A 15,303-nucleotide genomic window follows, 5' to 3' on the forward strand; every position below is an offset into this window, starting at 1 on the left:
ATGAATGATTGGACGGCAGTAACCGTCGAAACCAGTACGGAGGCAGTTGACGCGGTCAGCTATATTTTGACTGATACCGGCGCGGCGGGAATTCAGATTGAGGATGCCGCGGATTTTGCTAACCTGAAGCCGGGCCGCTATGGAGATGAGATTATTGATCCCAGCTCGATTCCCCATCGCCAAACGGGAGCCGCGGTTACGGGATACTATCCCAGCAGTGTCTTTGTTCCAGAGCTTTTGCCCGGCATTAAGCAGCGGGTTTTAAAACTGCAGGAATTTGGTTTGAATCCAATGCCTGCCACGGTTAAAAGCGAAGCAATCGAAAACCAGGACTGGAAAACTGCTTGGGAAAAATACTATCACCCAGTAAGAGTCACGCGGACTTTGACGGTTGTGCCAGAATGGGAGGACTATCAGCCAAGCCCGGATGAAAAACTTTTGATTTTAGATCCCGGCATGGCATTTGGCACGGGAACGCATCCAACTACGCAATTGATGATGCAGGCCCTGGAGCTTACGGTGCGCGGTGGTGAAAGCATGCTGGACGTTGGTACCGGATCAGGCGTGCTCAGTATCGCTGCTAAACTACTGGGCGTTGGTAAGATTAAAGCCTATGACATTGATGAGGTGGCTGTCCGCTCTGCTAAAAAGAATCTGGCGCTCAATCCGGCTGCTAAAGACGTTGAGATTGGCGTAAACAGTCTTTTGGATGGCATTCATGATCAAGATGCTGACCTGATCGTTGCCAATATTCTGGCTGAGATTATTTTGCCGCTGATCCCACAGGCTTACGAAAATCTCAAGCCAGGCGGTCATTTCCTGACTTCTGGGATCATCAATGACAAATTTGATGAAGTGGCTCAAGGCTTGCGTGATGGCGGCTTTAAGATCGATGAGACGATGCGCATTAAGGACTGGTATGGCATTATCGCCCATAAGCCAACGCCGGCAGAGCAATAGGAGGCCCATATGCAACGCTATTTTATAAATGAACCGGTGCCTGATGATCAAAGGCTTGTCTTACCAAAAGACATTGCCCATCATTTGATTGACGTTTTGCGCGCGGAGCTGAATGATGAGCTGGAAGTTGCGCTTAATGATCAAAAAGTCTACCTGGCCCGGCTGATCAGTCTGAATCCAGTCACCATTGAGCTGCAAAGCGAGCTGGGTACTGATGCCGAATTGCCGGTGGAAGTAATTTTGGCTTGCGGGCTGCCCAAGACCAAGGAAAAGCCGGAACTGATCGTGCAAAAGGCTACTGAAATGGGAGCCAGCCGCATTGTCTTTTTTGCGGCGCAGCGTTCTATCAGCCGATGGAATCCGCAAAAACAGGCCAAAAAAATCGAGCGGCTGCAAAAAATCGCTAATGCCGCGGCCGAGCAGTCGCATCGCAATCGTCAGCCGGAAGTCGTTTATGGCGGCAAGCTCAGTGACGTCTTAAAAAACGAAGCGGCCGACTTTAAGATCGTGGCTTGGGAAGAATCAGCCAAGCAGGGTGAAGAGGCTAATCTGGCCAAAACGCTCAAGCAGCTGCAGCCAGGCCAAAAGCTGTTAGCAGTCTTTGGTCCAGAAGGCGGACTCAGCGCGGCCGAAGTTGACCAGATGAAGGAGCAGGGCGTCGTGCCGGCTGGCTTGGGGCCACGGATTCTGCGCACGGAAACGGCCCCGCTGTATCTGCTGGCTGCGGTTTCCTATCAGTTGGAACTGGCTCGTTAAGCGCGTTGCCAAGCATTGTGTTACAATAAATGTCAATCAATTTGGCATGAGTGAGGAGATTTTAATGGAGAAGTTGCAGCAATTTTGGCGGACGACCGATCGCCGGCTTTTAATCAGCGATCTGGTGCTGTCATTGGTGATCAACCCGCTGTTTTTAAAGCAGCACGTGGTATCGCGCGTTCAGATCATTATTTGGCTTTTGCTGTTGGTTAATTTCTGCTACGTTATCTGGGCTGGTAGAAGAGTTGCCAAGCAGCAGGACCGCTCCTGGCAGCTGCTGGTCTTTCCAATCAGTTATCTGATCGGTGTCCGGCTTTTTCAAGTATCACGCTACACTTACTATTTCGCACTGGTCTATTTAGGCATCGAATACCTGGCTAAGGCCATGACTCAAGATGCCGTCAAAAATCAATCTAAAGAAAGCAAGTTGATGCAGGATGTCAAAAAACAATGAACTAACGCATGAAGACGTTAAAAAGATCGTTTCTTCATACATGAATGAAGAACATGTTGAAATGGTTGAGCGCGCCTACCATTTTGCTGCGGTTGCGCACGCTGACCAGCATCGCAAGTCGGGCGAGGCCTATATCATCCATCCGATTCAAGTTGCCGGCATCCTGGCCAATCTGCATATGGATCCAGAAACGGTCTGCGCGGGCTATATGCATGATATCGTTGAAGATACCGGGGCCACTTTGGATGATATTCGGGAGCTTTTCGGACCGACGATTGCCATGATCGTGGATGGCGACACCAAGATCTCTAAGATTCATTACAAATCCAACAAAGAACAGATGGCCGAAACGCACCGGAAGCTTTTGCTGGCAATGAGCAAGGATATCCGCGTGATGATCGTTAAACTGGCTGACCGCCTGCACAATATGCGCACGCTGCAGCATCTGCGTCCCGACAAGCAGCGGCGGATTGCCAATGAGACTCTGGAAATCTACGCGCCGATTGCCGACCGACTGGGGATCAGCACTATCAAATGGGAGCTTGAGGATCTGTCGCTGCGCTATCTCAATCCGCAGCAGTACTACCGCATCGTGCATCTGATGAATTCGCGGCGGGATCAGCGGGTTGAATACATCAACCGGGCGATTGTCGACGTTAAAAAAGCCATCAGTGATCTGGAATTAGGCCCTAACGTCGAGATCTATGGCCGCCCGAAGCACATCTACTCGGTCTACCGCAAGATGGTCACGCAGCATAAGCAGTTCGAGCAGATTTATGACCTGCTGGCGATTCGGGTCGTGGTTGACTCAATCAAGGACTGCTATGCTGTTTTGGGCGCGGTTCATACCAACTGGAAGCCAATGCCGGGTCGTTTTAAGGACTATATTGCCATGCCGAAAGCAAACGGCTATCAGTCGCTGCACACCACGGTAATTGGTCCAGAAGGCCGGCTGCTGGAGATTCAGATTCGAACTCACGATATGCATGAGGTTGCCGAATACGGGGTTGCCGCACACTGGGCCTATAAAGAAGGCAAGACCAATGGCATCAAGCAGACGCAGGACTCTAAAAAACTCAACGTGGTCAAGGAAATTCTCGAGCTGCAGAGCGAATCGCAGGGAACCGATGAGTTTTTACAGGGTATTCAAAGCGACGTTTTTGCCGACAAGGTCTACGCGTTTACTCCCAAAGGCGATGTTATTGAAATGCCAAAGGGCGCGGGGCCGCTGGATATGGCCTATCAGATTCATACGGAAGTCGGCAATCATACGACTGGCGCCAAGGTCAATGGCCGCATTGTACCATTGAATTATGAAATCAAAAACGGCGATATCGTCGACATTTTAACCTCATCCAGTTCGGCAGGGCCAAGTCGCGACTGGCTGGATCTGGTGTTTACGCGGCGAGCCCGCAATAAGATTCGTCAGTTCTTCAGAGCCCATGATCACGACAAGAACGTGGAAAGCGGCCGTCAGATTATTGCCAGTCAGTTGCGTGAGGCTGGCTATGATCCTAATGAGCTGATGACTACGGAAAAGAATAATCAGATTGCCGATCAGATGCACTACAAGACGGCTGATGACATGTTTGCCGCGGTTGGGTTTGGCGACGTGCCGCCAATTGGGGTGCGCAATCGCTTTACGGCCGATATTCGTAAAAAAGAGGCTGATGACAAGCAGCGGGCCGCGCAAAAAGCCGTTTTGGAAGACCACCAGACTTTTGAAAACAAGAATGCCAACAATCCGCGCAAGTTTGCCAAAAGCTCAGAAGGCGTGGTCGTTGAAGGCGTTGACAATCTCTTGACGCGGCTCAGTCATTGCTGCAGTCCCGTGCCCGGCGATGAGATCGTTGGCTACATTACCAAGGGCCGCGGGGTTTCCGTTCACCGTGCCGACTGTCCCAACGTCAAGGCTGCCGAAAAGAATGGCGAGCGGCTGGTCTCGGTCTTTTGGGCCAATCCAGCCGGCGATAAGACCAACTACAATGCCGACATTGAAGTTGAGGGCTACAATCGCAATGGCCTGTTGAATGACGTGCTGCGCTCAATCAACAACAACACGCGCTTTTTAACGTCGGTCAATGGCAAGGTCGACCACAACAAGATGGCCACGATCTCTGCTACGATTGGCGTGCGCAACAGTCAGCATCTGCAGCTGATCTTGGACAGCCTGAAAAACATTCCGGATGTCTATGTCGTCAAACGCGTAATTCGGTAAGAGGTGATCAAATGCGTGTCGTATTGCAACGAGTCAATCATGCTGCCGTCAGAATCGATGGCGAAACGGTCGGCAAGATTCAAAAAGGCTATCTGCTGCTGGTGGGAATGGCACCAGAAGATACTGATGAGCAGCTGGACTGGATGGTGCACAAGATCGTCAACCTGCGCGTTTTTGAAGATGAGAACGGCAAGATGAATCAGGCGCTGGGAGATGTCGATGGCGCGATTTTGTCGATATCACAGTTTACTCTGTATGCTGACGTCAAACATGGCAATCGGCCTGGCTTCTCAAAAGCTACCAAGCCGGAAGTTGCCGCGCCGTTGTACGATCGTTTCAACGAAAAGCTGCGGCAGGCCGGCGTGCACGTTGAAACCGGTCGTTTTGGCGCCGATATGAAAGTTGAGCTGGAAAACGACGGTCCGGTTACGATTCTTTATGAAAAATAGTTTTTAAAAAGCGAGCAGCGGTCAGACCCGTTACCCGCTTTTTTTAACAGCTGGTCGGCAATCGGCAAGGTACTGGCGCCGATATCCTGGCAATCAGCAGTTACCGTCAGCTTAACGTTAAAAACAATCAAAGCGGCCAGTTAAAAACAGCATCGCTTTGCAAATCATACTTGAATCGATTGGGACTAGAAGATCTACGCATTGATCAATTTATCAGTAGCGTTCCAAAATGCCATCAACTGCTGGGCCGTACGTTTCGCCAAACAAGATCAGATGCATGCACAGATAGTAGAACTGATACCATGGCAGCCGCTCATTGACGCCTTTTGCCAATGGATATTCCTGCTGGTAGGCTTGGTAGAACGCAGGCTCAAAGCCGCCAAAAATCGTGGTCATAGCCAGATCAAACTCACGATCACCATAGACGGCATCCGGATCGATCAAGACTGGCTGACCAGTATCATCAAACATATAGTTGCCTGCCCAGAGATCACCATGCAAAAGACTGGGGATGACCTGGTGCTGATCATAATAGTCACTGAAGGCTTGGCGCATCTTTTGATAGTGAGTCTCGCGCCAGTCATTCCAGCGCCCGTTTTCTTTGGCGACGGCAATTTCTGGATCCAGCCGCTGTTTGAGATAAAAGTCGCGCCAGCTGTCATTCCACGCGTTGTTTTTGACCAGTGCTCTGGTAGTATGATTTTCATAAAAGCCGAACTGCTTGGCATGCTGGGCGTGCATTCTGGCAACTGCCCGCCCTAGATCAGCCTGCGAGCCGCTGCCGCTTTCCAGCCATTCAAGCACCAGGTAGGCATCGCCTTGAATCTGTCCTTGAGCAAGCGGCGCCGGGGTTTTAACGAGTGCGCCGATTTCTTCCAGACCGCGTTTTTCATGATCAAAATAGCTGGCCGATTGATGCGGCTGGACCTTTAAAAAATAGGTTCTTTGATCGGCCTTGATCTGGTAGGCGGCATTGATGTCACCACCGGCAACTGGCCGCCAATCCTCAATCTGGCGAAACGGCAATTGGCTGAGCCATTTTTGATTAAGCTGATATGCAGACATAAAACCAACATCCTTTCTGTTTAATTTTTAAAGTAGTTATTTAATCCCTTGGCAATATCGCGGGCGATCTTTTGCTGATAGCTGGCATTTTTGATCTGATTAAAGTCTTTGGTTGAATTGATGTAGCCCATTTCGCAAAGCACGGCTGGACGGGTATTATCGCGAATGACCAGAAAGTCGCCAAACTCAATGCCGCGATTGGTCAATGGCAGGTTGTTCATCTGCTTGTTCAGTGCCTTGGCCAGCTTTTTGGATGCACCCTTATGGTAATAATAGGTCGTAAATCCCGAGGCTTCGTTGCGGGCCGGCGAAGAATCGAAATGGAAACTGATAAAGGCATCGGCATGCATGCTTTCGGCAAGTGCTGGTCGCGGTTTGAGTCCAACGTAACGGTCTGAGTCACGCGTCATAATGACGTGCGCACCCCGCAGCCGCAGTTCCTGAGCGACACGATTAGCCAGCTGCAGCGTATAGGTCTTTTCCATGTAGCGCTTGCTGGTACTGTCTTTGTATTCAGCACCAGAGTCAGAACCACCATGGCCAGGGTCAATTACGATCGTAGCTTCGGAAAGGTTTGACACGTGCTTGAGATTGTTTTTGGGATGAACCAGCCAGCTGGCGACCCAGCCAAAACGCTGATCGCTTAGCCGAATCTTGTACCATGAGTTGCGCGTTTTGAGAATCGTCACGCGCTGGCCTTTCTTAACGGTACCGATCGTGGCATAGTCCAGTCCGGGACCGGTACGGACGTTGAGCCCACTGGTTTCAATGGTGGTCGTCCGCGAAAACGTCAGCGCGACCACCATGACAATTGCAATTAATGCCATGCTGATCGCAACCAGGACAGCTTTGGCAGGACGATGAAACTTCAAGATTTTTACTCCTTTATCATGAATCATATAAGATAAGTTTAGAAAGCATCAATTGGAAAATCAAGACTAATTCATGGCTGGCCTATTGACTAAACAGCTCAAGCCTAGTAGGCTAAGTAAGTAATTAAATTTAGAGATGCCGATGAAAAAGAATGTTCGGTCTGCCATAGCTTTCAGCGAGCGGGGAATTGGTGCAAGCCCTGTCGATTGGCTACCGAGTGACGCTTTGGAGGCAGGGTCATGACCCCGTCGAAGCTACGTTACCCAAGAGTAAACCCAAGGTGGTACCGTGCATTCAAGCACCCTTGCAGCAGCAGGGGTGCTTTTTTAAATCGACTGATTGATCAATGGAGGAGAGATACAATGCGCTATCAACGCCCAAAAGGCACGGCTGATATCTTGCCGGGCGAATCCGCTCAGTGGGAAGCCGTTGAGAAGCTGGCTCGTGAAATCTTTGCGCGCTATGGCTACCGCGGAATTCGCACGCCAATTTTTGAAAACTACAATATTTTTGCCCGCTCGGCTGGTGAGACTTCTGATGTCGTTACCAAAGAAATGTATGACTTTAAAGACAAGGGCGATCGTCACGTGGCGCTGCGCCCAGAAGGTACGGCCGGCGTGGTCCGGGCCTATGTTGAAAACAAGCTGTATGGTCCTGAATACAACAAGCCTTACAAGGTCTACTACATGGGACCGATGTTTCGCTACGAGCGGCCGCAGTCTGGTCGGCAGCGTGAGTTCCATCAGATCGGGGTTGAAGCATTCGGCAGCGACAATCCAGCCGTTGACGTTGAAGTTATGACCATGGCGCTGCGCCTGTTCAAGCAGCTGGGGTTAACGGGTCTGCGCGTAGCCATCAACACGCTTGGCGATCAAGAAACGCGCGATACCTACCGTCAAGCACTGATCGACTACTTAAAGCCGCACTATGATGAACTGAGCGAGGACTCGCAAGAACGTCTGGAAAAGAATCCATTGCGGGTCTTAGACAGCAAGGATCCGCGCGACAAGCAGTTTGTTGACGATGCGCCATCGATTCTGGACTATTTGACTGATGATGCCCAAAAGCACTTTGATCTGGTTAAGGAAATGCTGGATGAGCTGGACATTGACTACACGGTTGACCCAACCATGGTGCGGGGACTGGATTACTACAACCACACGATCTTTGAGGTCATGGTTCAGGCAAAGTCGCTTGGTCAAGGCTACACAACGATCTGTGGCGGGGGCCGCTACAGTGGACTGGTTGAAGAGCTTGGCGGTCCGGATACGCCAGGGGTTGGCTTTGGGATTGGCTTAGAACGGCTGATGCTTTTGCTTAACGAAGAAGGACTGCTTAAAAAAGCGGATCCTGACTTAGACGTTTATGTCGTGGGCATTGGCGAGGCAACCAATACTGCCAGCTTTAAACTGGTTGAAGCAGCGCGGGATGCCGGCTTTGTTGCCGAACGTGACTACTTGAACCGTAAGCCGAAAGTGCAGTTTAAGACGGCTGCCAAGGAAAATGCCAAAGTCGTTTTGACGATTGGCCAAAAAGAACTGGAAAGCGGCACGGTTCACTTTAAGGTAATGGCCACCGGTGAAGAGACTACTTTGCCGCTGGACCGCGTTTTTGCCGATTTTAAAGCCGTTTATCAAGAACAGACAAAGGGGTAATAAAAAATGAAGCGTACCAATTATGCTGGTGAGACCAGCGAACAGCAGATTGGCCAAGAAGTAGTCGTTAAAGGCTGGGTTGCCAAACGACGCAATCTGGGTGGCCTGATCTTTATCGACTTGTGGGATCGCTCTGGCATCGTGCAGCTGGTTTTTGATGAAAAAATTGATCCGGCGGCATTTGAAATCGCCAACCAGGTGCGGAACCAATACGTCATTGAAGCGCATGGTCTGGTGCGGGCTCGTAAGGAAGTCAACCCTGACATGAAGACGGGCAAGATCGAGATTGAAGTTAAAGAAGCCAGCATTTTGGCCAAGTCCAAGCCAATGCCGTTTGAAATCGTGGATGACGTTGATGCTTCTGAAGAACTGCGCTTGAAATATCGCTACCTTGATCTGCGCCGTCCTGAGATGATGAAGCGCTTGATGCTGCGGAGCAAGGTTACTCATGTCGTTCACCGCTACTTTGAAAAGAACGGCTTCTTAGACGTTGAGACGCCAGAACTGACGCGCTCTACTCCAGAAGGGGCGCGTGACTACATCGTGCCTTCACGGGTCTACCCAGGCAGCTTCTATGCTTTGCCGCAATCGCCACAGTTGTTTAAGCAGCTGTTGATGGCAGCCGGGGTCGACAAGTACTACCAGATTGCCAAATGCTTCCGTGATGAGGATTTGCGGGGCGATCGGCAGCCAGAATTTACGCAGATCGATACTGAAATGAGCTTTGCTACGCCAGAAGACATTCAAGCGATGACAGAAGGCCTGATCAAAGACGTCATGAAAGAAGTCTTGGACATTGACGTTAAGACGCCTTTCCCACGCATGGAATGGCAAGAGGCAATGGACAAGTATGGTACCGACAAGCCGGATACGCGTTTTGAAATGCTGATTCATGATATCAGTGATCTGGTAAAGGACAGCTCGTTTAAGGTATTCAGCAGTACGGTGGCGGCTGGCAACTATGTCCGGGCCATTGTCGTACCTGGTGGAGCCGACAAATACTCCCGTAAAGACATCAGCAAGCAGGAAGACTACATCAAGCGCTACAATGCCAAGGGGCTGGCCTGGGTCAAGGTAGGCGCGGATGGCTACAACGGTCCGGTTGCCAAGTTCTTAAACGATCAGGCTGCTGAATTGAATGCTGAACTTGGGGCCAAGGAAGGCGACTTGATCTTAATCGTTGCCGGTTCGTTCCACGTTGTCTGCGACTCATTGGGATACCTGCGCAACCACTTTGCTCAAGAGCTCGGCTTAACTGATCCCAACCAATGGAACTATGTCTGGATCGTTAACTGGCCAATGTTTGAATATGATGAAGGCTTTGGCAAGTGGATTGCTGCTCACCACCCATTCACGATGCTTAACCCTGAGGACCTGCACTATCTGGAAGATGGCGAAGACCCACATCAGGCGCACGCGCAAAGCTATGACATCGTTTTGAACGGTCAGGAAATCGGTGGGGGTTCTATCCGTATTCATGACCCTGAAATTCAAGAAAAGGTCTTTAAGGCACTGGGCTACAGCAAGGAAAAGGCTCAAGCACGCTTCGGCTTTTTGATCAAGGCTTTGGAACTGGGAATGCCTCCAGAGGGTGGTCTGGCAATTGGGCTGGATCGCTGGGTAATGTTCCTGTCGCAGGCTGACAGCATTCGCGATGTGATTGCCTTCCCTAAGAACTCAAAGGCCGTTGAACCATTGACGGCGGCACCGGCTCGCGTCAGTGAACAACAGTTGGAAGAGCTGCGTTTGGAAGTTCCTGCTGAAGACGAAGACAAAGAAGACTAACTGAATAGGCTGTAAAAAAGGATCCGCTGGCTTAGCGGATCCTTTTTGATTAAGGTAGGTCTTGATGATTTGACAATGATCAAAAGGCTTGTTGCATTACGGCCCATGAAAACATTATTAAAATGCTTGTTATCAACGATTGCAGCTGATATCAACGGTCATATTTAACGCCCAAGAAATGCTTTTGACTTGGCAGCGTTATCGACTCTTCTTGCAGCAATTATATTGATCGGCCAGACTGGCAGCCATTGATGCGATCCTGGCTGGTAATCACAAGATCTGAATGATGCCATTATGCAAAAATATCTGCATAAAACATATGACGAAAAGCTCATTACCTACTTTTCGCCAAAATCGATGTATAAGTAGGTAAAAATTAATGTATATTGAGTTAGGGATCCCTAACATTACCTACGATTGATCAAAAATTCCTTAATAGTAGGTAGTTCACAAAGTTGGTTTAGCCCAATCAGCCATAAAATATACATCTTTACCTACTATTTAGAGAAAAGCCATCAAAAGTAGGTAAAGTTATGCTGATGAAGTGGACTACAATTACCGGACAAAGAGTTTAGTAATTGCAGGTGATATTTTATGAATATATACAGTCCAGAGTTAAAAAGCAAAATCGTTCATGAATACCTTGAACGCAAAAATGATATCAGTATTAGCGAATTAAGCAGGCAATATGACATTGATCCTCGTCGGGTTGGCGAGTGGATCCGCAACTATCGGCTTCGAGGAAAGATCATTACCCAACCCAACAAACGAAAATTCAGTCAGAAGTTCAAAGAAGATGTGGTAGACTACTATCAAACTCATGAGGAAACCTTGGAACAAGTTGCCGCAAGATTTGATGTACGTCCTACTCAGGTCAGCTCCTGGAAAAACACGGCTCAAAGATACGGCAACGAAGCCTTGGCATCTCAGAAAGAGAAGGCAGCGAAAACCATGGAGCATAAGCAAAAAGAAACACAACAACTGACGAAGGAAGATCGTAATAAGCATGAAATGGCGGCTGAAATCGCCCGCTTAAGAGCCGAACTTGATAAAACCAAGAAGGAGCTCTACTACGCCAGAATGGATCGTGACATCGCAAAAAAAGTCCAAGCTCTGGTCAAGGCCTCAGCGTCAAAGCCAAAACGAAAATAGTGACCGAGATCAGAGCATATCAAAAAACACTTCCCAAAGAGCGGCGTTATAAGATTGGCGATCTGTTAGCACGAATCGATCTGAAGCGCTCATCTTATTACGATGAATGCGAACGTATGAAAAATCCATATGATAAATACGTCAACGTCAAAAAACTAATAATGGAAATCGCCCAAAGCTACGTTGTCCGCGATCGCTATACCGCTGGCTATCGGCGCATTCAGAAGAAACTGGATCAGCGTAACGCTCATTTAGCTGGCGAAACCATCCGTAAACTAATGGCTCAGTTGAAGGTTCAAGTCGCAATCTATAATCAGAATCGCAACGGCAAGTATTCCTCATATCGCGGAACCGTTGGAAAAACCGCCAAGAACCTGCTTAAGCAAAAGTTTGATGAAACCCAGCCTTATAAAGTCATTCACACCGATATCACGCAGACCCAACTGGCTAATCAACAAAAAGTTTATATTTCAGTAATGGTTGATGAGGGCACCAAAGAAGTACTGGCCTGTCAGATCAGCGACCATCCAAATCGTAAACTAATCACTGATACGCTTGATGAATTATTGCAAAACCTGCCTGATAATGCCCGGCCGATCATTCATTCTGACCAAGGGTGGCATTACCAGCTGCCTTACTATACCCAAAAACTAGCCGATCATCACTTTACCCAAAGCATGTCGCGGAAGGCTAACTGCCTCGATAACGCGCCAGTAGAAAGCTTCTTCCATCTTCTAAAGACTGAACTGCTCAATGGCCGTCCCCTTGTTCGTGACATCGAGGAATTCAAGCGCCTGGTAAACGGCTATATTATGTTCTTCAACAATATTCGTATCTCTTTAAAAACAGACGGTCTGAGTCCAGTTGAATATCGCAATCAACAGTTGGCCGCTTAATTTTAAAAGTTTGTCCGGATTTTCTCTTGCACTTCATGATTCAATATGCAATACCTACTTTTGACTAAAAACCGGCGCAAAGTAGGTAAATTCAGAGCCGTCAATCGTTCAAAACTGGATTTTCTTCACTAAGTCAGGAATCTTCAGCCAGCAAAGTACAGCCAAAAGCGCTTTGACAGAACCGCGCCAAGAATCTGAAATCATGATGAGCTGGCCTTAAAACGATCAGCGTTAATCAGACCCGCCTAAAGTTGGCTGCGATGCAATAATCGACAAGATCCAGTCAGCAGCAGATATAAAATCATGAAGCCTGTGCGCGCCCTGCAATGGCAGATCTTGGCTCCGGCTGTGGCTATTCAAGCTTGAAGTTGCGGACGACCTTGTCCAGATCCTCTTGCTCGATTCCAAGATAATGGCGGGTATTGCGTTCAGAAGAGTGGTTGAACAGCTGCGAGATGATTTCGATATTGACGCCATCTTTATACAGTTGACGGCCAAACGTCTTACGAAACGAGTGCGTCCCCAGTTTGGCCACCAGTTTTTCGTTACCGGTTTTACGCGCGATTCGCTGCAGCATTTGATAAAAGCCATGCACGGAGAAGTGACCGTCTTGGCGGCCGGGAAACAGCCAATCATTATCGTCTTTGAAGTCCAGCTCGTTTAAGTAGTTGATGATCTCAGCCAGACAGTTGTTCCAGTAAAGCGTCTTGGCCTTACCGGTTTTTTGCTCGATGATCCGCGTTTGGGTCTTGTTTTTAACGTGGCCAACCCGCAGCGTCACGACATCAGAGGCGCGCAGTCCGTTGTTTAACGCAATCGAGATCAAAAGCAGATTGCGGTTGACCAATTCGGGACGTGAATATTGGCGAATGGCTTCTTGCAGTTCATGATACTCGGCGGTCGTTAAAAATTTGACGTTTTCCACCCAGATCTTACGGTCGCCTTTTTTTTCGCCATTGGTCTTGTTTTTGGGAACGTAGATGCGTTTTTTCGCCATAGAAATTCCTCCTTAACAGCGAACGAGTCAATAATTTTATTGTAGCGATAAAATACGCTAAAATAAAGAGACTCGCTTATTAAAGAAAGGATGCGATCAAATGCTGATTGGCTCACACGTCAGTCTTAAAGCGCCCAAAATGCTGCTTGGTTCTGCTCAAGAAGCAGCCAGCTATGGGGCCAATACGTTTATGGTTTACACCGGCGCGCCGCAGAATACCAAACGCAAGCCGCTTGATGAAATGAAGATTCCAGAAGGTCGGGCCTATATTGAAGAGCACGGTTTCAGTCATCTGGTGGTCCATGCGCCTTATATCGTTAATCTGGGCAATACGCTCAAACCGCAGAATTTTGCTTTTGGCGTTGAGTTTCTGCGTCAAGAGGTTCAGCGGGCCGCGGCCATTGGTGCCACGCAGATTACGCTGCATCCCGGAGCTCATGTCGGTGCTGGGGTCAAAGTCGCCTTACATCAGATTGCGCAAGGACTAAATGAGATCATCACGCCCGATCAAAAACCGCAGATCGCAATTGAAACCATGGCTGGTAAGGGGACTGAGGTTGGTACTTCATTTGAGCAGATTGCCGAGATCATGGATCAGGTTACCTATAACGAAAAGCTCTCGGTAACGTTTGATACATGTCATACCAATGACGCCGGCTACAACGTCAAAAACGATTTTGATGGCGTCTTGGAAGAATTTGATCATGTCTTGGGCCTTGAAAAGCTGCAGGTCATTCACTTAAACGATTCCAAGAATCCACAGGGCAGCCATAAAGACCGGCACGAAAACCTGGGGATGGGAACGATTGGCTTTGCGGCGCTCAGTTATATTGCCCATCATCCGCAATTGGAACAGGTGCCTAAGATTATGGAGACGCCCTGGGTCCCGCTGGCCGATAATCCTAAAAAGAAAGTTGCTCCTTATGGCGAAGAGATCAAGATGATCATAAACAATCAGTTTGATCCAACGTTTGTGGAACGACTAAGCCATTCTGAAAATTAGTTGAAATTTTTTCAAAAAAGCAGTTGACGCTCTTTTTTTGATTAAGTATAATATCATTCGTAGTGATAAGATTGAAGCAGTCAATTAGACGCTTTTAATCGCAACAGTACGGAATTCTAAGCTCGGAGGGAGGGAATCAACAATGTCAAAGACTATCGTTCGCAAGAATGAATCGTTAGACGACGCTCTTCGACGCTTTAAGCGTACGGTTTCACGGAACGGAACGCTGCAAGAATACCGCAAGCGTGAATTTTACGAAAAGCCAAGCGTAAAACGTAAGTTGAAATCTGAAGCAGCTCGGAAGCGCAAGAACAAGCGCCGTCACTAGAATGCTGCAGCTCCTGGGCGAATGTCTCATTCACCAGGGGCTTTTTTGTATAATTTAGAAAAATGGGAGGAACTTGAAATGAGTCTATTGGATAAGCTGACTAAAGACATGGTTGCTGCAATGAAAGCCAAGGACAAGGAAACCTTGAGCACGGTCCGGATGCTTAAGGCTTCTGTTCAAAACGAAAAGATCAAGCTGGGTCATGAACTGAGCGAAGAAGAAGAAAATTCGCTGTTGGCACGTGAATACAAGCAGCGCAAGGAATCTTTGGAAGAATTCGTTGCTGCCAAGCGTCAGGATCTCATTGACAAGACTAAGGCCGAAATGAGCGTTGTTGAAAAGTACATGCCAAAGCAGCTTTCTGATGACGAAATCAAGCAGATCGTTGATGAGGCCGTTCAAGCTACGGGTGCTGACAGCATGAAGGACTTCGGCAAGGTAATGAAGTCTGTCATGCCAAAGGTCAAGGGCAAGGCTGATGGCAAAGTGGTCAATCAAACCGTTAAGGATGCCCTGCAAAAATAAGGATTGAGGCACCGGACTGCTGACAGTAGATCGGATTGCTGATCAAGACAGAAAGTACTGTACCAATTTGGGCAGTGCTTTTTTTCTACTCTAAGTTCAAGTGTTATCAACGTTTGTAAGCACACTATAACCAACCGCATATGATTAAATCCCAAGTTCTCCTATACTTGAAGACATATTCAAGGAG

General features: G+C 48.5%; 15 protein-coding genes. 12 read left to right on the forward strand and 3 right to left on the reverse strand.

The window, feature by feature from the left end:
* The 5 genes from prmA (at position 1) to dtd (ending at position 4,837) form a co-directional block, all read left to right on the forward strand.
* Entirely contained in the window at positions 1 to 960 is a 960-nt protein-coding gene (gene prmA / locus ABC765_RS04125) for a 50S ribosomal protein L11 methyltransferase (protein WP_347953069.1), read from the forward strand.
* A gap of 9 nt (positions 961 to 969) precedes the next feature.
* Positions 970 to 1,716, forward strand: a complete 747-nt coding sequence (locus tag ABC765_RS04130; protein ID WP_347963462.1) for a 16S rRNA (uracil(1498)-N(3))-methyltransferase — start codon at positions 970 to 972, stop codon at positions 1,714 to 1,716.
* 64 nt (positions 1,717 to 1,780) lie between these two features.
* A complete protein-coding gene (locus ABC765_RS04135; RefSeq protein WP_347980787.1) occupies positions 1,781 to 2,170 on the forward strand; it encodes a hypothetical protein in 390 nt (129 codons plus the stop codon).
* Positions 2,154 to 4,388, forward strand: coding sequence for a bifunctional (p)ppGpp synthetase/guanosine-3',5'-bis(diphosphate) 3'-pyrophosphohydrolase (locus ABC765_RS04140; RefSeq protein ID WP_347953072.1), 2,235 nt, complete (start codon positions 2,154 to 2,156; stop codon positions 4,386 to 4,388). The genes ABC765_RS04135 and ABC765_RS04140 overlap by 17 nt, the downstream gene beginning before the upstream one ends.
* Positions 4,389 to 4,399: 11 nt before the next feature.
* Entirely contained in the window at positions 4,400 to 4,837 is a 438-nt protein-coding gene (gene dtd / locus ABC765_RS04145) for a D-aminoacyl-tRNA deacylase (RefSeq protein WP_347980788.1), read from the forward strand.
* Between the two features lie 213 nt (positions 4,838 to 5,050).
* On the opposite strand, the gene ABC765_RS04150 is transcribed toward dtd, so the two are convergent.
* Together ABC765_RS04150 and ABC765_RS04155 are read right to left on the reverse strand one after the other, a co-directional pair.
* Entirely contained in the window at positions 5,051 to 5,902 is an 852-nt protein-coding gene (locus ABC765_RS04150) for a fructosamine kinase family protein (protein ID WP_347980789.1), read from the reverse strand.
* A gap of 20 nt (positions 5,903 to 5,922) precedes the next feature.
* The gene (locus tag ABC765_RS04155) at positions 5,923 to 6,729 is read right to left on the reverse strand and encodes an N-acetylmuramoyl-L-alanine amidase (protein WP_376751410.1); all 807 of its coding nucleotides are present in this window, start codon (positions 6,727 to 6,729) and stop codon (positions 5,923 to 5,925) included.
* 408 nt (positions 6,730 to 7,137) lie between these two features.
* Between ABC765_RS04155 and hisS the strand changes: the two genes are divergently transcribed.
* The 4 genes from hisS (at position 7,138) to ABC765_RS04175 (ending at position 12,263) form a co-directional block, all read left to right on the forward strand.
* On the forward strand, positions 7,138 to 8,430 hold the full coding sequence (gene hisS, locus ABC765_RS04160; protein WP_347980790.1) for a histidine--tRNA ligase: 1,293 nt from the start codon (positions 7,138 to 7,140) through the stop codon (positions 8,428 to 8,430).
* Positions 8,431 to 8,436: 6 nt separating this feature from the next.
* Positions 8,437 to 10,215 carry an aspartate--tRNA ligase gene (gene aspS / locus ABC765_RS04165; protein ID WP_270630875.1) on the forward strand — a complete coding sequence of 593 codons (1,779 nt, stop codon included), beginning with the start codon at positions 8,437 to 8,439 and terminating at the stop codon, positions 10,213 to 10,215.
* A gap of 594 nt (positions 10,216 to 10,809) precedes the next feature.
* Positions 10,810 to 11,367 (forward strand): transposase, encoded by a 558-nt coding sequence (locus ABC765_RS04170; RefSeq protein ID WP_347980000.1) that lies wholly within the window; start codon positions 10,810 to 10,812, stop codon positions 11,365 to 11,367.
* Complete coding sequence (locus ABC765_RS04175; RefSeq protein WP_347953351.1) at positions 11,367 to 12,263, forward strand: IS3 family transposase; 897 nt, start codon at positions 11,367 to 11,369, stop codon at positions 12,261 to 12,263. The genes ABC765_RS04170 and ABC765_RS04175 overlap by 1 nt, the downstream gene beginning before the upstream one ends.
* A 352-nt stretch (positions 12,264 to 12,615) precedes the next feature.
* On the opposite strand, the gene ABC765_RS04180 is transcribed toward ABC765_RS04175, so the two are convergent.
* Entirely contained in the window at positions 12,616 to 13,260 is a 645-nt protein-coding gene (locus ABC765_RS04180) for a site-specific integrase (RefSeq protein ID WP_033935613.1), read from the reverse strand.
* 100 nt (positions 13,261 to 13,360) lie between these two features.
* Between ABC765_RS04180 and ABC765_RS04185 the strand changes: the two genes are divergently transcribed.
* The 3 genes from ABC765_RS04185 to ABC765_RS04195 all read left to right on the forward strand — a co-directional run bounded on the left by ABC765_RS04185 (position 13,361) and on the right by ABC765_RS04195 (position 15,116).
* Complete coding sequence (locus ABC765_RS04185) at positions 13,361 to 14,263, forward strand: deoxyribonuclease IV (RefSeq protein WP_347980791.1); 903 nt, start codon at positions 13,361 to 13,363, stop codon at positions 14,261 to 14,263.
* 142 nt (positions 14,264 to 14,405) lie between these two features.
* A complete protein-coding gene (gene rpsU / locus ABC765_RS04190) occupies positions 14,406 to 14,591 on the forward strand; it encodes a 30S ribosomal protein S21 (protein ID WP_033935611.1) in 186 nt (61 codons plus the stop codon).
* A gap of 78 nt (positions 14,592 to 14,669) precedes the next feature.
* Entirely contained in the window at positions 14,670 to 15,116 is a 447-nt protein-coding gene (locus ABC765_RS04195) for a GatB/YqeY domain-containing protein (RefSeq protein WP_347953078.1), read from the forward strand.
* Positions 15,117 to 15,303: the final 187 nt, after the last annotated feature.

The organism is Limosilactobacillus sp. WILCCON 0051 (assembly GCF_039955095.1).
In the GTDB taxonomy this organism is placed as follows: domain Bacteria; phylum Bacillota; class Bacilli; order Lactobacillales; family Lactobacillaceae; genus Limosilactobacillus; species Limosilactobacillus allomucosae.

Coding starts and splice junctions, on each gene's coding strand:
- dtd (WP_347980788.1), top strand. CDS start 4,400: ATGCGTGTCGTATTGCAACGAGTCAATCATGCTGCCGTCAGAATCGAT.
- ABC765_RS04185 (WP_347980791.1), top strand. CDS start 13,361: ATGCTGATTGGCTCACACGTCAGTCTTAAAGCGCCCAAAATGCTGCTT.
- rpsU (WP_033935611.1), top strand. CDS start 14,406: ATGTCAAAGACTATCGTTCGCAAGAATGAATCGTTAGACGACGCTCTT.
- ABC765_RS04180 (WP_033935613.1), bottom strand. CDS start 13,260: ATGGCGAAAAAACGCATCTACGTTCCCAAAAACAAGACCAATGGCGAA.
- ABC765_RS04155 (WP_376751410.1), bottom strand. CDS start 6,729: ATGGCATTAATTGCAATTGTCATGGTGGTCGCGCTGACGTTTTCGCGG.
- ABC765_RS04195 (WP_347953078.1), top strand. CDS start 14,670: ATGAGTCTATTGGATAAGCTGACTAAAGACATGGTTGCTGCAATGAAA.
- ABC765_RS04135 (WP_347980787.1), top strand. CDS start 1,781: ATGGAGAAGTTGCAGCAATTTTGGCGGACGACCGATCGCCGGCTTTTA.
- aspS (WP_270630875.1), top strand. CDS start 8,437: ATGAAGCGTACCAATTATGCTGGTGAGACCAGCGAACAGCAGATTGGC.
- ABC765_RS04150 (WP_347980789.1), bottom strand. CDS start 5,902: ATGTCTGCATATCAGCTTAATCAAAAATGGCTCAGCCAATTGCCGTTT.
- ABC765_RS04130 (WP_347963462.1), top strand. CDS start 970: ATGCAACGCTATTTTATAAATGAACCGGTGCCTGATGATCAAAGGCTT.
- hisS (WP_347980790.1), top strand. CDS start 7,138: ATGCGCTATCAACGCCCAAAAGGCACGGCTGATATCTTGCCGGGCGAA.
- prmA (WP_347953069.1), top strand. CDS start 1: ATGAATGATTGGACGGCAGTAACCGTCGAAACCAGTACGGAGGCAGTT.
- ABC765_RS04170 (WP_347980000.1), top strand. CDS start 10,810: ATGAATATATACAGTCCAGAGTTAAAAAGCAAAATCGTTCATGAATAC.
- ABC765_RS04140 (WP_347953072.1), top strand. CDS start 2,154: ATGTCAAAAAACAATGAACTAACGCATGAAGACGTTAAAAAGATCGTT.